At 42.6% G+C, this 19877-nt stretch carries 12 protein-coding genes; 2 read left to right on the forward strand and 10 right to left on the reverse strand.

The annotated features are described in order from the left end of the window. Positions 1-19: 19 nt before the first annotated feature. On the forward strand, positions 20-3805 hold the full coding sequence (locus tag BLU98_RS02010) for a YecA family protein (protein ID WP_092721551.1): 3786 nt from the start codon (positions 20-22) through the stop codon (positions 3803-3805). Between the two features lie 301 nt (positions 3806-4106). Here BLU98_RS02010 and BLU98_RS02015 read toward each other — a convergent pair whose 3' ends face one another. The 5 genes from BLU98_RS02015 to BLU98_RS02035 all read right to left on the reverse strand — a co-directional run bounded on the left by BLU98_RS02015 (position 4107) and on the right by BLU98_RS02035 (position 10962). After that, complete coding sequence (locus tag BLU98_RS02015; RefSeq protein WP_092721552.1) at positions 4107-4910, reverse strand: alpha/beta fold hydrolase; 804 nt, start codon at positions 4908-4910, stop codon at positions 4107-4109. A 68-nt stretch (positions 4911-4978) separates the two neighbouring features. Then, entirely contained in the window at positions 4979-6751 is a 1773-nt protein-coding gene (locus tag BLU98_RS02020) for a cellulase family glycosylhydrolase (RefSeq protein WP_257574646.1), read from the reverse strand. Positions 6752-6857: 106 nt separating this feature from the next. Then, the gene (locus tag BLU98_RS02025) at positions 6858-8240 is read right to left on the reverse strand and encodes a putative oxidoreductase C-terminal domain-containing protein (protein WP_092721938.1); all 1383 of its coding nucleotides are present in this window, start codon (positions 8238-8240) and stop codon (positions 6858-6860) included. Between the two features lie 13 nt (positions 8241-8253). After that, complete coding sequence (locus tag BLU98_RS02030; RefSeq protein WP_092721553.1) at positions 8254-9699, reverse strand: Gfo/Idh/MocA family protein; 1446 nt, start codon at positions 9697-9699, stop codon at positions 8254-8256. Positions 9700-9804: 105 nt separating this feature from the next. Next, complete coding sequence (locus BLU98_RS02035) at positions 9805-10962, reverse strand: Gfo/Idh/MocA family protein (RefSeq protein ID WP_092721554.1); 1158 nt, start codon at positions 10960-10962, stop codon at positions 9805-9807. 152 nt (positions 10963-11114) lie between these two features. Between BLU98_RS02035 and BLU98_RS02040 the strand changes: the two genes are divergently transcribed. Beyond that, positions 11115-11684 (forward strand): DNA-3-methyladenine glycosylase I, encoded by a 570-nt coding sequence (locus BLU98_RS02040; RefSeq protein WP_092721555.1) that lies wholly within the window; start codon positions 11115-11117, stop codon positions 11682-11684. A gap of 4 nt (positions 11685-11688) precedes the next feature. On the opposite strand, the gene BLU98_RS02045 is transcribed toward BLU98_RS02040, so the two are convergent. From BLU98_RS02045 to BLU98_RS02065, 5 genes are all read right to left on the reverse strand, one after another. After that, the gene (locus BLU98_RS02045; RefSeq protein WP_092721556.1) at positions 11689-13017 is read right to left on the reverse strand and encodes a TolC family protein; all 1329 of its coding nucleotides are present in this window, start codon (positions 13015-13017) and stop codon (positions 11689-11691) included. Between the two features lie 18 nt (positions 13018-13035). After that, positions 13036-13707, reverse strand: coding sequence for an ABC transporter ATP-binding protein (locus BLU98_RS02050; RefSeq protein ID WP_092721557.1), 672 nt, complete (start codon positions 13705-13707; stop codon positions 13036-13038). Positions 13708-13954: 247 nt separating this feature from the next. Then, positions 13955-14863, reverse strand: a complete 909-nt coding sequence (locus BLU98_RS02055) for a PD40 domain-containing protein (RefSeq protein WP_092721558.1) — start codon at positions 14861-14863, stop codon at positions 13955-13957. A gap of 209 nt (positions 14864-15072) precedes the next feature. After that, the gene (locus BLU98_RS02060) at positions 15073-17475 is read right to left on the reverse strand and encodes an ABC transporter permease (protein ID WP_092721559.1); all 2403 of its coding nucleotides are present in this window, start codon (positions 17473-17475) and stop codon (positions 15073-15075) included. A gap of 10 nt (positions 17476-17485) precedes the next feature. Next, the gene (locus BLU98_RS02065) at positions 17486-19873 is read right to left on the reverse strand and encodes an ABC transporter permease (protein WP_092721560.1); all 2388 of its coding nucleotides are present in this window, start codon (positions 19871-19873) and stop codon (positions 17486-17488) included. Positions 19874-19877 lie beyond the last annotated feature (4 nt).

Genomic DNA, 19877 nt, shown 5'->3' on the forward strand with positions numbered 1-19877 from the left:
TGCAAATAATTGATAAACAATGAGCAAAGTAGGAAGAAACGACCCTTGCCCTTGTGGTAGCGGGAAAAAATACAAGCACTGTCATTGGGAACAGGAACAGACGAAAGGGATGGCTGAAAATACAGCTTTGCCGCAGGCTACGCCGTTTGAAACGTTGGTGAACGATTATAACGCCATCCCCATTGTAAAGCTTTTGGCAATACTGCAACTGCAACCGGCTAACCACGGGCAGAATGTAAAATTTGAGAGCATGATGAGGCAGGTGCTGGTGAAAAGAAAGAATGCAGATAACCGTCCGTTTGCTACTTGGGATAGGCTAAATGCAGTCATCCGACATTACCATGAAGGAGAGCTTTTAGACGAACCTACAAACACTTTTACCGACAACGCTGTTTATGCAGAAGGCAACTACGTTGTTTATCCCGGCATTTATCTTAACGGAACTGACATATTAAACCAATTGCTTGAATGCATTTTTATTCGTGGAAATAAACTGCCTGATGATTTTAAAAAAAGAGTAAATGATGGTGCGGGCATTTTATTATTCATGAGCAACAGTATTGCAAAGGATTTGCAGCATACCAGATATATGTATGAGGAAAGAGATGACCACATTGTTTTTCCTGAATACGATACTTTTATAGAACAAGTTGGAGCAATCGTCTTTAGCAAGGAATATTTACAGAAGGTTTGCAATGCGCACAACTACGATTACAGCGCCGTGCAGAACTTTATTCTGAATGTAGGCGACGCCGCATTAAAGGAAGAAGACCCGGACAAGAACATTGTTATTTTAAAGCCTTTGATTGAGGACGGGGACGACGTGGTATTGTACATGCCTACAACGGTGGTAAATGCTATCGTTGATTTTATTTATTCGCAAGCAAGGAACTTCAACTGCTATGATGATTTGCTAAAATTTCTGCACGAAGAACAGCTTGACCAGGCATGTATGGCACTCGTTAATCAGAAATGGGTTGCAACAGACATTCAGCTTCCCGACGATGGTTTCAAACTACCCATTCAGGAAATGGTTTTCCAGTTCGATAATCAAAAGTTTGGGTATCTGTGTTTTATACATACTGCAAGCTTAGCGCACCTGAATAATCCGGGAACAGACTCTTTGTTTGAGCAACGCAATAAACAGGTAATCGCACATTTGGCATCGCTTACTTCCAAACAGGAGTTTAATGTACTTAGCTTATTTGTACTTGCGGAAAGTGGACACGATGCTTTCTTTTCATGGGCTAAACCTGATACGGGTAATCAGTCAATGACGTTTAGATATGGCGAATTAAAAGCGATTGCCTACTCTGATAATGCGAATTCGTTAACCTTATGGAAGTTCGCCAAAGCTTATAGCAAGACCAATGAAAAAGTACGTATCATGTCAATGGGCGGCTCACTTGATGCTTATTCGATTTACAATAAAAATCACGGCAGCTTATTGCATTCGGATGAAGCTAATCCCATGGGCGGAATGTTGATGATTGTTCCCGGCAGCTCCAACGATTTTGTGCGTTCCGTACAGGTAAAGAGAGACGAACATGCAGTTTCCATCTTTATTAATCGCACCATTGGTTATGTCAAAGTAATCCGTTACAAGGATTATGCTCCCATTTATAAGATGAAAGAGGCGCACCGTGATTTTAGGTTGGCAATAGAAAGCTATAAAATGCCCATTTGGATAACCAATTACCAATCAAAGAAAGCAAGCGAATCAACTTGGGCGCATTATCTGTGCGAAGCTGTTGCTTTTTGGTTACACAAAATGCAGCAAGATTTAGCCGAACCAATCAACGAGCTTACACTCGTCCAGTTCGAGATTGAAATTATTCTTGATGAAGGTCTTTTAACCGCAGAAGAATTCACCATTAAAGAAGTAGATGCCAAAAGCGTTGAAATAAGAATTGAAATAGATGCGCCGAAAATCAGGCTGCATATTCCTTACGAATTTTTATACGTTGTAAGGCTTGCCGATAATTCAGCCGATAAATTATTAATGAAAGCAGTTTTAAGCGGCATCATTCAATATACCGCAGCTTCAAAACGAGCAATAAACCTAAGCAATGAACAAGCTAATCAAATCTTAGAAAAGGTATTGCAACCTGCGCAGGCTAAAATGATTTTGTTTAGCGATGCCTCCAGTAACGTGCGTTTGGACGATAGAGGATTGCCGTCTGTTCGTTACATTCAGGAGACAGACGTATCATTTATATTAGATAATCTGGTGGAGTATTTGCCTGCGGGCTATGCGATACCAGCAACCATAACAAATAAGGATGAGAAGATAAAGCTGTGCGATAATATTGTAACAGCTCTTTTGGGAGTTTTAAATGAGAGGCTGAAAGTGTTTGAAGGAGAAGAATTAATTAAATGGCTAATTCGTGCTAATGAAAAATGCGTTCAGGTAAAAGAGTTCCGAGAAATTTTGATACCTGCTAAAATCGCATGTTTCAGCGACTTCAAAAAAGAAGTAGATGAGCTTTTGGATAAAAATGAAAACCTTGTCACGACCGCTCATGCGCTTAGAACACTAATCGAGTTTGTAGCAACTAACATTCCTGCCGGTAAAAAGTGGGCAAACTTCGATGATATTGATGAACTATTGGCAATAACCAATCAAATTGCAACCTGGGGAGCAATGAGCGAAGCAATGCGGTTAGGCGTTGACGAACCCGAAATGGGTTTATTACCGTCCGGCAGAATTGGAACTGACAAAACTTTTGAAAAAGAAAGCCTTCAACCATATTCGCAAGCAAGAACATCTGGCGAGGTTTTTCAGTACATTGAAAAGTTTGAAAAAAATTACATTCCTTCTTTTAAGAAAGATGCACAACCAACAGAAGATTCAAAAGCTTTGGACGAAGCTTTTTTGGACGAGTTTGGCATCACACTTACAACATTGTCGCAAATAGTAGGAACGTTGATTAATGAAGCTTTTAAAGTTGCAAATCCCTGCTTTAAAATCAAAGAAGCAGATGCCATAAACTTACTGCTTTCATCTATTCCCGGCTTAACAGGAGAAGAAGTTCAATCAACCTTAAATCTACTTACCTTACGGCAACGTCCGGCGTTAGGTGTGCCGCCTGCAGGTTTTCGTCAACAGGATATTTTTCCCTGGCGATATTCACGCCAGCTTTCTTATTTGAGAAGACCTTTAGTAAAATGGGTAGATGGAAACAACGATACGTATTATTTCTATGGTTATCGGCATCTGATGGCGTATATAGACAATCTTCTTTTTTTATTATACACCGGAAAATTACCTGAAACCGATTCAGAAAAAATGAAAACGTGGATAGCTGAAGTTCTATCTGAGAAAGGCGCTCCGTTTAGAAACGCAGTAAAAGATTGGTTGAAGACAAACACCGACTTAGAGGTAATTGACTACGAAGTGAAAATGCAGCCGGGTGGACCAATTAATGCAGAAAAAAATTATGGTGACATAGATGTACTGGCGATGGATCACGGCAACCACATCATTTATTCCATTGAATGCAAAAACAGTGTCGGAGCACGAAACATCCATGAAATGAAAGTTGAAATGGATCTGTATTTAGGCAGGGAGGGACAGGAGAAAAAGGCTAAAATAAAAAAGCATATTGAAAGAGACCAATGGATGAAGGCACATCCTGATGCATTGAATAAGTTAGTGAAAGACCCGGCAACCTACAAAATTGTATCGTTGATTTTAACGTCAGAAGAAATACCGCTTGGCTACCTCGCAAAAGAGAAAATGCCATTGCCTATTTTGTCATTCAATAAATTAAAAATGGACGGCAAAGCAGCTTTGCCGAACTGACCTTAAGGCATTGTGAAACAGTTTGATTGCAAGAGGTGAAACTAAAATCGAGTTATAGCGATTTTACTGCAAAAGTTTGATATTTAGATGCTTGTATTTTGCTTAATAGGGCATGCTAAGCTATTTTAAGGCTATCTAAGAAGGTTAGGAAAGGTATTAGGGGTTCGATTGTGACCCCGTCCAGTCCGCAAGGTTAGTTTACCACAATTTATAAGCCCGTAGAATAACCATTCTGCGGGCTTTTTGCTTCAACAAGGTTTCAACAAAATCTAAAAGTTACAACATGCCTGCACAAGCCTCATTAAAATTTCACCTGTTCACTCAGAAATTTTGAAATTACTTTATTGAATGCCTCGGGCTGTTCCATATTTGATATATGTCCGCAGTCAGGAATGATTGCCAGCGTTGATCCTTTGATCCTTTGGTGTATATAGGCTGATGATTCTAACGGAGTAAATTCATCCTGATCCCCTACAATGATCAATACAGGGAAGTCTATTTTTTCAAGCAAATGAGTGTAGTCCCTGCGCTCTGCCCGCCCTCTTTGAACTGCCGATGAACCTGCTGCAGGCGTTGTTTTCATCATCTTTTCTACCCTACTTACGACCTCTGGTTTATGTGTAAAAGTATTCGTGCACATAAAATGCCTGATCCTTTCATTTGTGAATTTCTCCATCCCTCCCGATAATATTCTTTTCGAAAGTTCAATCCGGTTTTGATAGCCAGCTTCGTTTTCCGCCCTTGCTTCCGTGTTGGCAAAAATGATTGCGCTAAACAGATCAGGTGCCCATGTGTACATTTCTAATGCTATTTGACCGCCCATCGAAAGGGAAATTATTACCGCCTTTTTGATAGAGAGGTGGTCCAGCAAATGCAACAAATCCAGGGCAAGTTCATCGAGTAAAATGATGTCTTTGCCTTGTCCCGTTTCACCGTATCCACGCAAGTCAGGAATAATCAGGCGGTAATTTTTGGCCAGCATTTCTTTTTGGTCATCCCACATGCTTCTGTTGAATGGTTGTCCATGTATCAGCAGGATGGCTTCTCCGGCACCAACCTCATCAAATACCATTGTTATTCCCCGTATGGATGCTTCTTTTCTCATAATGTAATCCCATTTTTTGTTAAGTGGGTTATACACGCATTGTGAGCACGTTTGAGTCTATTCTTTGATTACAATTTGGTTAGTTGAATAAACCCGAATTCCATTTGATTGCTTTTGGCATAGATGCGGATGCTATTTTTTCCCTTTGGCAACTGCTTTTTCGCTATTTCTATTGTTTGCCATTTTTGTTTTTCGTTCTCAACTGGATTGAAACTGATAGCCTGCGGCGCTTCTCCATTTACACTTATTGCCATTTTCTGATCAGGTGCAGAAGCACTCAAACGTAACCGGATATAATAGGTTGCCGGTGCAGTCAGATAGAAGGTATAATTCAACCATTCCCCATCTTCCATTTTAGTAACCTTATGGCCATTCGACAAAGGGTCATCGTTTACATCAATATCCACGCCATCGTTTCGGTACACCCGCCCTTTGTTCCATATCTGCCAGGAACCTCCCGAGGAAATATGATAATCTGCTGAATCCATGTCGAGGTAAGCGCTGCCACTCCGGCCTAAATCATAATCTGTGGCATAGATGATCAAACCTGAATTGTTTTTCTTATGATTGGTAAAAGGAATTGTTTCTGAAGAATGCACCTGACGAAACAGGGCATCGAGCACATCCCTGTGAAGCAGGCAATTTCTAAGCTTCACATTCTCGGCCAGTTGAAAAAATACTTTCTTAGCTGCTGCTTTCGTTGGCTTAGGCCCGTTACCGTTCCAATAACTTAAGACCTTTCCGTAATCGGCAGGAACTTTTACTTCCAATGGATTATTCACTCCCATCTTCTTCAATGGCCACCAACTCCAGCCGATATTGTTCTGTTCCAGCAAAGCAACAGCTTCCCGGAACCATACATTGGAATTCTCTCCCGTTTCTCCAAGCCATACCGGCACATTGTACCGTTGGCGTGCCTCCAGTATATTTTTAATCGATTGCTGGTCGTTGTAATTCCAGTACTTGTGAAAACTCATGCACAGGTTTTTGTCCCATATAGATGGCAGTCCCGCATAATTATTGCCCCAACCATTTCCTTCAATGATCAACAAGTGGCGGGTATCTACTTTACGAACAGCTGTAGCAACTTCTTTCAGAAAATTCCATAACGGCTCATTATGCTGTTCCCATATTCCATTGCGGTCCTTGGGGTTTAAAGAAAAACCCCAGTTGGGTTCATTGAGCAAATCATAGCCGCCTATCCACGGTTCATTTGCATAGCGTTGGGCAATTTTCTCCCAAAGGGCGATGGTCTTTAGCTGGTTCTCCCGGCTTTCCCATAACGAGGGTTTGGAAGCATCCCGGTCAGCAATGTTCAGGTCATTCCCTTGTCCGCCCGGTGCAGCATGCAAATCCAGGATGAGATAAATATGCGCTTTTTTGCACCATGACAATAAACTATCAACAAGTTGAAATCCTTCTTTCAGCCATGTATGTCGCCCCTTTACCGGTTCTTCATCAACAGGCAGCGTGAACAGGTTAAAATGCATGGGCAACCTGATGGCATTAAAACCCCATGCCTTCAGCGAATCTACCTCTGCCCTGCTGATGTGGTTCTTTCTCCATCGATGATAAAAAGAATCCGTTGCCTGCTTACCGATCAACTGTTCAATCCTGCTTTTGATCTTGTGTTGCATACCTTCCCCTTCCAGGCGAAGCATATAGCCTTCCTGTATCATCCATCCGCCCAAACCAATGCTTCTTAATAAAACGTTTTCGTCTTTGTCGTTTACAATTTTCTGTCCGTCCACTTTCAGGAATCCCTGGGCTTGAGCAGTGCAACACAATAGCATGAATAAGCCAATGTAAAAGTTTCGATAAACAAATGATTTCAGTAGCATAATCGTTATTTAAAAGAGAAAAATTGCGTGGTTTCTATTTTCAGTAGACAATAGTAAAAAAAGACCACCAGAAGATCAACTCCTGGCGGTCATATATCTTTTTACGCTATTTTGTATGGCTTTGTGCCTGTTGCGCCATTGTCAAAGCCTGAGTAGTAGTATAATATTTCGCCAGCATATTGGGCACTTCCCATGCAGGCATGTTGTTGTTCTGCAGGTAATTTAAAAATTGTTTGAACACCATGCCGAAATGCGCTTCATGTCCTTCTTTGTATTTTTCGGGGATGACCACCTGCCAGCCGTCGTTGATCTTTTTCAATTCTACACCGGGGTGCTGCTGTTGTATTTTTTTGAACTGCTCTTGTAAAGCAGCTTCATACTCGCTGGTATTGGCCACCGGCTTGATGTATAAAGTGGGCTTGTATTGTTCGGCCTGCCCCTGATCTATCAGCAAGGTTGCTTTGGTTCCTTTCATCAGGGAATAATAGGTATCGCCTGTTCCTTCCGGCGCTTTATATTTCCATAAAGCGGTTGTTTTAACGTGTATGTTTTTCAATTTGTAATCGATCTCTCCATTACAATAATACTGGAGTATGGAGTCTTTGATCACATTCTTAGTTAAATAAGCGGGGAAGCCGTTGGATTGCGTGATCGTTTTGAATTCGCTCAGCGTAAGTTCTGTTGGCCAGTGTTTTGCTGCACCGATATGGATATCATTTTTATAATCGATCGGTTTTTCGGGAAAACATTCCCACTGCACCAGGTCAACCAGGTGCGTCATTACATCGGCAATGCCTTCGCCCTGTTTGGTTACGTCTAAAAACCATTCGGGCCTTATGAGCACATTGCCTGATACATATTTATACAAATAATGCACGCTTTCTTTTACCACAGCAGGATCTGTAGCTGTACCTTCCTGTAACTGGCCAAAGATTTCAGGGATCATGGAAAGCTCCCGCTGCAATATGGTAGTGATCTCAAAACGCTCTGTCATGATATCGTACAGCAGTAAATGGTTTTTCTTAGCTGTTTCAAATGCGGTCTGGATCTTCGCAAAGCCTTCGCTATTGATGGCCATTGGCTTATCGCCCAAAACATGCAAGCCATTTTGCAGCGACTGCAGGATATAATCGGATTTTTTTTCGTTATTGCCCGCCAGCACAACAATATTCCCTTTCTTCTCACTGATCATCTTCTCAAAAAAATCATTCCCGATATAGACTTCTTCTTTCCATGCTGTAGGATTGTCTTTCCGGTTATTATAGCCATCGATCCGTTTGATGTGCAAATCCAGGTCGTTACCCCTGGGTGCATATACCTGAACTACTGAATCTACCTGGTCGTACATTGTTTTCTGAACCAATGCCGCATGGAAATGTCCTGGGTCGAGCGTGATCAGGTGATAGGGTTTGCTCTTATTGCTTTGATGCATCGTGCAGGATAAAAGCATGGAAGAAATAGAAAATATTGCGATGAATGTTTTTTTCATGATAAAGCTGGAATTAAAAATCATATTTTTTTCTGCGTGGACGTGATAACATAGCCGTTGCTTCCTTATCGTTGTTTTTAAAGACCTCATTTACGGGATCCCAATAAATCTTCCTTTTCACCTTCATGGCAATATGGTGCAACAGGCAGGCGCTGCAGGAACGATGGCCCACTTCAACAGGTGCAGATGGCTGTTTTCTTGATTTAACGCAATCGAGCCAGTTGATATGCTGTTCGGAGCTTTCGTATAAATGAACTTCATTCGGACCGATCACCGATTGCAATATTTTAGGATTGCTGGCGTCGATTGGTTTGATGCCGCTGCTGTCTGCAACCGGGTCGGAATCTGTAACACGGTAATTACCACGGGTTGTCCATAGCCAGCCTTCCGTACCAATGAATTTTACGCCGTTGGGCAGTTCATTGGAAACGATCATGTGCACACCATTTGCATACAAGGCTTCTGTTCTGAATATCCCGTGCACATCCCACAATCCTTTATAAGCGGGGTCATCGGTAGGAAATGATCCTTTGCCCCAGATCTCAACAGGCCCTGAATATTCCATACCCATTCCCCAATGCGCTGTATCAATATGATGGGCGCCCCATCCGGTTATCATGCCGGCGCCAAACTGTTCGCAGCGCAGCCATCCGGGCCGGCTTGTAATGCCCTTCATGGTAAAATCCTGTGCATGTACCCTGTCTTCCGTATAATACACATCGGGTGTAGCGCCCAGCCATGCATCATAATCCAGGCTGGCAGGTACCGGCATAGATGCCCTGCTTCCACCACCAGGATCACCCGGCAATCCTACTTCTACTGTTTTCAATTCACCGATCCTTCCGTTCCTTACGAGCTCGCATACTTTTTTGAATTGAGGCCATGGATCGATGGATCGTTGCTGGCTGCCCATTTGCAAAATGCGCCCGGTCTTTTTTACTGCATTGCTTAATATCCTGCCTTCTTCAATCGTTAATGCAGCAGGCTTTTGTAAATACACATCTTTGCCGGCATTCACTGCATGCACGCCTACAATGGCATGTTGGTGGTCGGGTAAGCTGATGTGCACTGCATCGATGTCCTTGTTTGCCAGCAGCTCTTTATAATCATAATATACTTTGATATCCCAATCGCCTTTCAGTCCGCCGTTGAATGCAGCCGCTCTTGCATAATTTGCTCTTACAGCTGCGGGGCCTGCATTTGCACGGTTTTTATCCAGGTCACAAACAGCCATGATCCTGGCGCCGGCATATCTTGCAATACCGCTCATGTCATGGGTGATCGATATCCTGCCGCAACCAATAGATCCTACATTGATCATATTGCTCGGGGCATTTTTACCGAATACACTGGCCGGTACAATCGTGGGAAAGTTCACCGCCAGGGCAGTTCCCAGAGAAGCTTTGATGGTATTACCGAGGAACTCCCTTCTACCAACACCTTTTTTTTCTTTTTTCATAATGAATATTTGATCGTCATCCCGAGCGCAGCCGAGGGATCTGCCCGAATATTCAGCAGGTCCCTCGACTCGCTTCGCTCGCTCGGGATGACGGTTAAAAACAAATTATTTTTTAAGCGTCATGGGCCTGGCTTTTTTCTGAGCGATCAACGCCAGTTCGGTAGCCAAAAAACAATCTGCCTGTGGCATGGCAGTTTCTGTTCTGTTGATGATATCATCCACAAACAAAGGACCAAAAGGAAGTGATTCTTTGTTACAATCCATGTGGACCATTTCTTTCTGGTTAACCAGGTACAGGTGATTCCCACCTTTGTTGCCCGAAGCGATATCTGTATTTTTTCTCACTTCAATGTAACCATCGGTGCCCAATATGGTCAACCGGCCATCTCCCCAGGTATCCAAACCATCGGGTGTAAACCAATCTACCCTGATATAACCTGTACCGCCATTACCACTGAGCATCACATCGCCAAAATCTTCAAAATGGGGATATTGCGGGTAATGCACGTTGCCTGTTTGAGCCAACAATACTTCTGCTTTTGTTGTGCCGGTGAAATAGAGATACTGGTCAAACTGGTGTGAACCAATATCGGTGAGAATGCCGCCATATCTTTTCTTATCGAAAAACCAATCGGGCCTGGAATTGATACTCATCCGGTGCGGCGCCAGGTTAACGGTTTGAATCACTTTTCCAATAGCACCCTGTTTGATCAAATCACTGGCTTTCATCGTGGCTTTGTTTTCCAATCGCTCACTGTACATGATCATGTAGATGCGCTTGGTTTCTTTCTGCACTTTTTTCACCTGTGCAAATTCTTCCAGTGTGATGGCACCCGGCTTATCTGTCAGGTAATCTTTGCCATGCTGCATGACCCTGATGCCCAACGGCGCCCGTTGATCGGGTATACCGGAACTCAGTACCAATTGTATGGAAGTATCTTCCAGTATTTCCTGTTCACTTTTGGCGATTTTACAATTGGGGTATCTTTTATGGAAATTGTTCAGCAGGTCGGGCTCTTTTGCATAAACAGCCACCATCTCACCACCTCCTCTTGTTACAGCTTCCACCATGCCATAAATATGGCCATGGTTGATATTGACAACGCCAAACTTGATCCGGCCGGGTGCAATGTTCAGGGCTTTTTCTTTGTTGGTAGACTCGATAGACCTGGCCCCTGCCATGAGTGGCGACATGAGCATTAATCCGGAAGCCCAGGCTGTATCTTTTAATAATTTTCTTCTGAGTGCGTCGTGAGGTTTCATAATGGAAGCATTTGTTCGCACAAAGTAATTAATATCCAGTGTTTTGTGCTAGTTCTTAAATGCAAAAAACACGCTATTATTGGCATCCTGTTCAGCTATGTTAACATATAGTTTTCAGATGTAATCTATCTTTACTACAAAACAAGCAATCCATGCCAAAAGAAAAAATAAGATGTAGCTGGTGCCAGAAAGACGACTTGTACAAACAATACCACGACGAAGAATGGGGAACGCCTTTGCATGATGATCAAAAATTGTTCGAACTGCTTTGCCTCGAAGGAGCGCAGGCGGGATTGAGTTGGTATACGATCTTATCTAAACGGGAGAATTACCGCAAAGCATTCGACGGGTTTGATGCAAAGAAAATGGCAAAATACAATGCAGCGAAAATTGAAAAGTTGCTGCTGAACGAAGGGATTGTACGGAACCGTTTAAAGGTGAACGCTTTTGTTACCAATGCACAAGCTTACCTGGCTATACAAACAGCATTCGGCAGTTTTGACAAATACATCTGGCAGTTCGTGGGTGGCAAACCCATTGTAAACCAGATAAGCTCCATGAGTAATGTACCCGCCAAAACAGCCATATCCGACGCGATGAGTAAAGATTTACTCAAGCGTGGGTTTAAATTTGTTGGTTCTACTATTTGTTATGCATTTATGCAAGCTTCCGGCATGGTAGACGATCACATCAACGATTGCTGGAAGAAAGGAAAAAGATGAACGTTTACCACAACGGCTTACCCTGGTAATAATCGAGTATCTTGGTCCGGAGCAGGTAATCATAGCGTGCGATGATCAGGTTGCTCCTGGCCCGGTCGAGGTTGTTCTTGGCAATCAGGTAATCGACCGAAGTACCTACTCCTTGTTCGAAGCGTATTTCCGCAGCGCGGAAAGATTCCGTATACGCTTTTACCTGTTCCATTAAAACAGTGTACCGGTCTTTTGCCGAAGTCATGTTCAGGTGATCTCTTTCTACCTGTTGCCTCAATTGTATTTTGGCTGTTTCATCAACAAACCGGGCATTTTGCAAGTCGATCTTTGCCTGTGCCACCTGGTTCTTGTAACGGAAATTATTCAGGATGGGCAGGCTGATACCGGCTCCTACATAAGTACCGTAATTATTTTTCAATTGATCGGCATAAGCAATCTTGTTATTCAATGCGTCCCTGCTGTTGCTGGAATAATTGGTATTGATGCCGCCACCAATAGCAAGACTGGGGAATAAATTTCCTTTTGCTGCACGAAGCGCTTTTTCAGAACGCAAGGTTTTGAGCTCTACCGATTTGATGGCAGCCAGATGCGACACAGCAGTTTGATAGATGCTGTCGGCAGTAGCACGATACGATAAATCGAACTGGTCGGCGCCTAGGCGTTCCAAACTGAGGCTTGTATCCAACGGCATATTCATCAGTTGTGCTAAAGAAAGCTTTGCCGCGTCCCTTGCGTTTCGGGTATTGATGAGTGTTACCTGGTCGCTGGCCAATTGTCCTTTGAGATCGTACAGATCGGAAGGCTTGATGGCGCCGGCTTTGTCCTGTATTTCCAGCCGCGCTACTTGTTGCTCAGAAAGGTATACTTGCTTTGTTGCCTGTTCCATGAGGTCTTCGTTGTTCAATACCTGCAAATAGGCCAGTATAATGTCCAGCGTGAGCTTGTCTTTCGATTGTTGCCAATCCATTTTACCTGCATCGTACGCATACTGGTTTTGTTTGAGTGTATTCAACAGCTTGAATCCGTTGAAAATGGTAACGCTGCTGCCCAGGCTATAATTGGCAGTTGTAAGCTGTTGGTTGATATAGCTGTTATTGGAAGGGTCGATACTTCTTCCCTGGTTGAGGGCGTGGTTGATGCTGCCGTTGAGTTGTGGTACCAGGTTGCCTTTCGCCTGGTTCAGGTTAACGGCCGCCGTTCGCAACTGGAACTCCTGTTGCTTTACATCGGCATTATTGACGATGGCCGTTTCAATGCATTGACGGAGCGTCAGGGAACTGCGTTGTGATAATCCGGGCACACATATCGATGCGATGCCTATGAATAACAGAAATTGTTTCATCAATATATTTTTAACTGCTTAGTCTTTTTTCTCTATTCTTCCGTCCAGCAGGTGGATGATCCGCGATCCGTAGCCGGCATTTTTTTCTGAATGTGTTACCTGTATGATGGTGATGCCTTCTTCCTGGTTCAATTGTTTGAACAGTTGCATGATCTCTTCTCCCTGTTTTGAGTTGAGGTTGCCGGTAGGCTCATCGGCCAGCAACAATTGCGGCCTGGCCACCAGGGCGCGTGCGATGCCTACCAGTTGTTGTTGTCCGCCGGAAAGTTGTTCGGGGAAAAGGTCTTTTTTCCCTACGATCTGGAAACGGTCGAGCATGTCTGCTACCCTGGCCTTCCGTTCCGATGGTTTTACATCCTGGTAAAGTAACGGTGTCTCAATATTTTCATACACCGTCAGCTCATCTATCAGGTGGTAAGCCTGGAATATGAAACCGATATGCTGTTTGTACAGATTTGTCCGTTGTTTTTCTTTCAATTCATGTACAGGTTGCCCATTAAAGGAATAAGCACCTTCATCAAACACATCCAACATGCCGATTAGGTTGAGCAGGGTTGATTTTCCCGATCCCGATGGCCCCATGATGGAAATGAATTCTCCTTCTTTTACAGACAGGTTCACATCTTTTAAAATGAAGGTTCGGGCGCTCTTGTTCTCTACCCATTTGTAAATTCCTTTTAGTTGTATCATAATAATTAATCGTTTTATTCTGTTCGCAAAGATTTAACCGGGTTTGTTACTATTACTTTAATCCCCAATACCTGGATATTCCCTAAGTGATGAACGCCTATACCAACAGATAAATATTTTAAAATCAATTGTTTGAATATTACTAAAAACAACAATCGTCTGAAATCGAACAGTTGCTGTTCGGATACATACCTAACACAGTGTTAGGTTGCAATTTTTAACCCTTTTACTAAACATTTCTTAACGATCATTCATTAAGCGCTTTTGATTTTAAATCCTTCATTAACTTATCAAACCGAACCCAATAAACGTTACAATCTTTCTCACTTGTGCCCCATGTATAAAAAAGATATTTTCCATCGGGGGAAACATATTGCCCGAACCTGTGTGCTTTACCAGTATTTATTGCAGCGCCGAGACTTACCGGATTAGCCCATGTTTTATCTCTTTTTCTAAAACTGATATAAAGCTCACACTCATATGTGGGAGTTTCGTTAGTACTGATGATTATATAACTTTCATCCGGGGCAATATAGAGATCGCCATTAAACCCGGGCTTGTTCAGTGGCGCACCGAGGTTGCTGATAACTGTATCTTTACCTGAGATTGTCAGTATTGAAAAGTTATATGAACTGTAGTCACTTTTGTTACTGCGATCACCATTACTTCCTGCATAAAAATTTCCTGATAAAGTTGGCATGAAATTGTACAACCCAAATGACATATCAAGATATTTGTATGGCAGGCCCCAGCCACTATTGATTCTATCAGCCTTCCAAACAGCGCTTCCTCTTCCTCCAAAATAAAGGCTGTTATCATCTAATGAAAAGGTGGGGCTTGACAAGCGGCTGCAAATTAATTCTGGCTTTCTCCATTTTCGTCCGTCAAAAACCAAACGGTTCACACCGCCGTTGGTGTTATTGAACCAGCTCGTTCCAAAGGTGTAATAAAACTCTTTTCCATCATTACTAAACGCAACCCTGCAAAATGCAAAGCCTGAATCAACAAGCAGTCCTTTTGCAAAAATTTCCGGCACATTTCCTGGTGGTTTTTGACCCAGGTAGGCATCTTTGCTATTCCAAAAATCCTTTTGCGCTTTTGTGGCAATGACAGAAGCTAGAAAGATGATCACAGTTAATAAAATGTTCTTCTTCATTTTCATATTTTTAAACATTATTGTCCGACTAAAAATGGGTCAAAAATGGCTGTAACTCTTATTGCATAAGGAATACGAGCTAAAACTCATCCGTCGCAAAATCGAGGGGAGTATGCCCTTGTTGAAAATTCGATGTAATCCAGCACAGTAAAGGGTTTGATCCATTATTTTACGATTTTAGTCGGACAACAATGATTTTTAAATTGCATTTACTCCGTTCTCAAATTTTTCACTGGGTTGGCACAGGCCGCCTTTAACGAACGAAAACTAACCGTTGCAAACGCAATAAGCAACGTAATTGCAATGGCCAACACGAAAACGCCCATACCAATCCCGATACGGAACTTAAAATCCTGTAAGTACCTGTTCATGAACCACCAGGCAATCGGTGCTGCAATGACAAAAGCAATAAACAAGAGACGGCTGAACTCTTTACCAAACATCCACAAAATGCTGCTTACCCCTGCTCCCAATACCTTACGTATCCCAATCTCTTTTGTCTTTTGTGCTGCCATGAAGGATACCAGGCCGTATAAACCCAGGCAGCCAATGAGAATGGCTATGCCTGCAAATGTCTCAATCAACTTAAGGATCGTATCATCAAACTCATAATATTTATCCAGTTTTTTATCTAAAAACTCATGCTCATATACATATTGCGGATAGATGTCGTTCCAGACTTTTGCAATCGTTGTTAAGCCCGATCTGGCGTCCTGCACATTCATCTTTACGGCACAATGCTCCACACCATGTAATGCAGGAAACATAACCACCGGATTGATATTCAACCGAAAAGACTTGTCATAAAAATTTTTCACCACGCCTACAACCGGCGCAGTAACGCCATTCAGCGAAATATTCTTATTGATGATTTCTTGTGCAGACCGCATGCCCAGTTTTTGAACAACAACTTCATTTACTATATATTGGTTGGTGGTGTCAGAAGGATAGATATTCCTTCCAGCTACCAACTTCAAATTAAACAGGGAAAGATAATTTTCATCAATGGGCTTAGGATTTACCGACCATGGTCTTTCTTCGCTATCATTATCATACCGGATGCCGTTGGTATTACTATGATCGGAACTGGGAGGTTCCATGCAAAGTGAAGCATCTTTTACAGATGGTATTTCTTTAAGCCTGTTTATCAACCATTTCATTTTGATCCGACCAATACTATCATGAACAGGAACCGGCAGCATTACAATATTGTCTTTATCAAAACCCAGGTCCGAGTGTTTAGAAAAATTCATCTGTGAGGCGATCACAATCGTTCCGATGATCAGCATCTGGGAAATGGAAAATTGCACAATGACCAATACTTTCCTCATCGAAAAGCCGGCAGTCTTTTCCCGCGACAATTTGCCTTTTAACGCGACTGCTGGCTTGAATCCCGATAATATCAAACCTGGGTAAGACCCTGACAGAAACACAACAACAAGTACAATCGCTACAAGGAATAACAATAGCCAGGTATTCATGAAGGGGTTGATGGCAAGTTGTACTTTAAAAAGGGTATTCACAAAAGGTAAACTCAACTTTGCGAAGCCCATTGCCAGCAATGTTGCAAACAATGTAATGATGGTTGTTTCTGCAATAAATTGCCAGAACAGCTGCATGCGCATACCGCCCAATACCTTCCTTACACCTATTTCTTTACTTCTATTGGAGGCCTGCGCAGTAGCAAGATTGATAAAATTGACACATGCAGTAACAATCAAAAACAATCCGATGAATGCAGCTGCCCATAAGTACTTTTTATCTGCATAGCCACCATAATCGGCATTGAAATGGATATCCTTTAATGGCTGAAGATGGAATTTGAAAACATTCTTGTTGTTATTGTTGGCATAGTATTTTTCCATTACCTGGGGGAAGACTTTTTCAACAGCATCCGCGGCAACGCCTTGTTTCAGTAAAAGAAAAGTATTACACTCACTGGTAAATCCCCCCCAACTGTCGTCTTTTGCCTGCCAATCACTGAAATCTTTTAAATTTTTATCGCTCACATAAATTTCCTGTACCCTGTCTGTATTTAAAGGAATATCACGAAGAATGCCTGTTATTTTGGCATTCACCGTATTGTTGATGCGGATCGTTTTCCCTATTACATCTTCATGCCCGAAATATTTCCTCGCCAATTTTTGGGTAATGACGGCTGTATTAGGTTCATTCAATGCGGTTTTTATATCCCCCTCTGCCAATGGGAAATTAAATATGTCGAAAAAGTCTGCTGTTGTAATGGCAATACCATTATTTTCTTTGAACTTTTTTATGTCATTATTTGATGATTCAACACTGACAGGCATTCCCCAAAACACTTCAACCCTTGCCGCCCTTTCCGCAAATGCATAATCATTACGCATCGCTTTTGCCAAGGGTGCGGGTGAACCATGTGAATAAAAAGTATGCTCACCCCGCACTTCAGTACCCACACGATATATCCTGTCTTTGTTGTGGTTGAAGTTTTCAAAACTCAAATGATGGGCAACTATCGAAAAAATCACAATACTGCATGCGATTCCCAGGGAAAGCCCAGCAATGTTAATTGTTGCATAAGCTTTATTGCGTATCAGGCTGCGCCAAGCTGTTTTGAAATAATTTTTGATCATAACATTATTTTTATTCAGTTCGCAAGCTCTTTACCGGGTTGCTGATGGCTGCTTTTATCGATTGAAAGCTGACCGTAGCCAATGCAATCAATACAACCAGAATACCTGCCAGGGGAAAATTCCACCAGCTGATCGCAACGCGATATTGGTAATTCTGAAGCCAGTTATTCATGATCCACCAGGCGAGCGGGAATGCCAACAGGCAGGACAGGCCGATGAGTTTCAGAAAATCTTTCGACAACAATGCGGTGATATTGGTTACTGTTGCTCCCAGCACTTTTCTCACCCCTATTTCTTTGATCCTCCGTTCTGTTGCATAGGATGCCAGGGCAAATAAACCCAGACATGAAATCACGATAGCCAAAACGGCGAATACCCTCGACAGTTTACTGATCAGCTCTTCATTCATGAATATGCGATTGAATTGTTCATCCACAAACTGGTAAGAAAAAGGGTAACCGGGGTTATATTGCTTCATTACGCTTTCAACCGTCGCCACCGTTTTCTCAATATCTGCCTGTGGTTTAAACCGCACATACATTTCTGTAGTGTTTTCGGGTTTACTATAAAAGAACATGACCGGATCGGGCTTGGCATACATATCACCATAAACATAATCGTTCACCACTCCTACTACCTGGGCTGCCACACCGCTGCCATCACCATCATACCATATCTTTTTATCCAGGGCGCTTCCTTCTCCCATCAGCTTTTCCAAAGATTGTGTGATAACGATATGGATCGTTTTGTTTACCATGGCACTGTCTGTTTCGGCAATATCCCTTCCTTGCAGCAACCTGATGCCCGATGTGTGGAAAAATCCGGTACTTACATATCGTTGGGAAATGACCACTTTTGCATCTCTGGGCTTCCCCATCCAGGTAAGGCCATAGGTATTGTTTCCTCCATAGAGTGTAATATGATCGCTCAAAGCCACATCTTCAATCAATCCCGTGCCCAGGAGCTCCTGTTTAATAGCAGCATAGTGCCTTCCGACATTGCCCGTTACCTCCGTTTGCAATAAGTTATTCTTATCCAGTCCAAGGTTTCGGCTTTTCACATGCTGTATCTGCTGGTAAATGACAATAGTGCCAATGATCAGGACAATGGAGACTGTGAATTGCATTACAACCAGTCCATTCCTGATCAGGTTGGCGCTGCCGGCTTTTTGTTTCAATCCTTTCAGAACCATTGCCGGATTGAAAAGAGACAGGTAGAATGAAGGATAGCTGCCCGATAACAACCCGCAAACCAATATAATCGACAAAAGCATGAAAACATGAAAAGGACGATCCAATCCAAGTGACAGGTGTTTCTGAACCATCAGGTTGAATGCAGGCAGAGCAAGTGCTATCATGATAATGGCTAACAAACCAGCAAAAAAGGCCATCAGTAAAGCTTCACCAAGAAACTGATAAATAAGGCTGGTATTGGTTGACCCTAATACTTTTCTTACGCCTACCTCTTTCGCCCGTTTTTCGCTCCTGGCCGTGGCAAGGTTCATGAAATTAATACAGGCGATCAAAAGAATGATGATGGCAATAAGAGAAAACAGGCGAACATATTCAATACGCCCACCACCCGTTTGCACACCGTTATCGAATTTATCACGCAGCCGCCAGTCGTTCATGCTGAATAAAAAGGGTCTTGCTATGGAAGTGGGCTCTCTCTTCTGAATGAAATCATACAGTAACTTATTCACAGTAGCAGGGTCAGCTCCCGGTTTGAGTTCCACATAAGTACTCAAAGAATTATTACCCCATTTATGTAGCCATTCGCTGTTTCTAAAAAAGATTTCAAATGGAACCACCCATTCAAATTGCAAACTGGAGTTATCAGGTATATCTTTCAGTACACCAGTAACTACAAAGTCTTGCTTGTTATTCACTCTTACGCTCTTTCCCAGTACGTCTTTATCATTCCCGAAAAATTTCTTGGCTGTCTTCTCCGTTATAACAATGGAATGGAGTTCTTTGAAAGCTGTTGCCGCATTTCCTTGTACAAACGGCAGGGTGAACATGGTAAATAAAGAAGGTTCTACATACTTTCCGCCTGCATACATGGAGCGATCACCGATGCTGAACAAAAATGTAGCAGTTCCTTCCGAAGTGCGGCAGGTATTGGCAACTCCCGGAATCTCTGCCTGCATGGCCGGACCCAAAAGCCCGGGCGTGGACGAAAGCGTGCTTGTACGGGTATCGACTTTCTGGTTTTCCTGGACAAAATATAACTGGTCTTTTTTCTCGTTAAAATTATCATAGCTTAATTCATCTTCTACCCACAAAAAGATCAACCCAGCACAAACGACACCTATAGTCAATCCAAAAATGTTCAGAAAACCATAAGTCTTGTTCTTCCAAAGATTTCGGAACGCAGTTTTGAAATAATTTTTGATCATATCT

The sequence above is a fragment of the Hydrobacter penzbergensis genome, from assembly GCF_900106985.1.
Lineage (GTDB): Bacteria > Bacteroidota > Bacteroidia > Chitinophagales > Chitinophagaceae > Sediminibacterium > Sediminibacterium magnilacihabitans.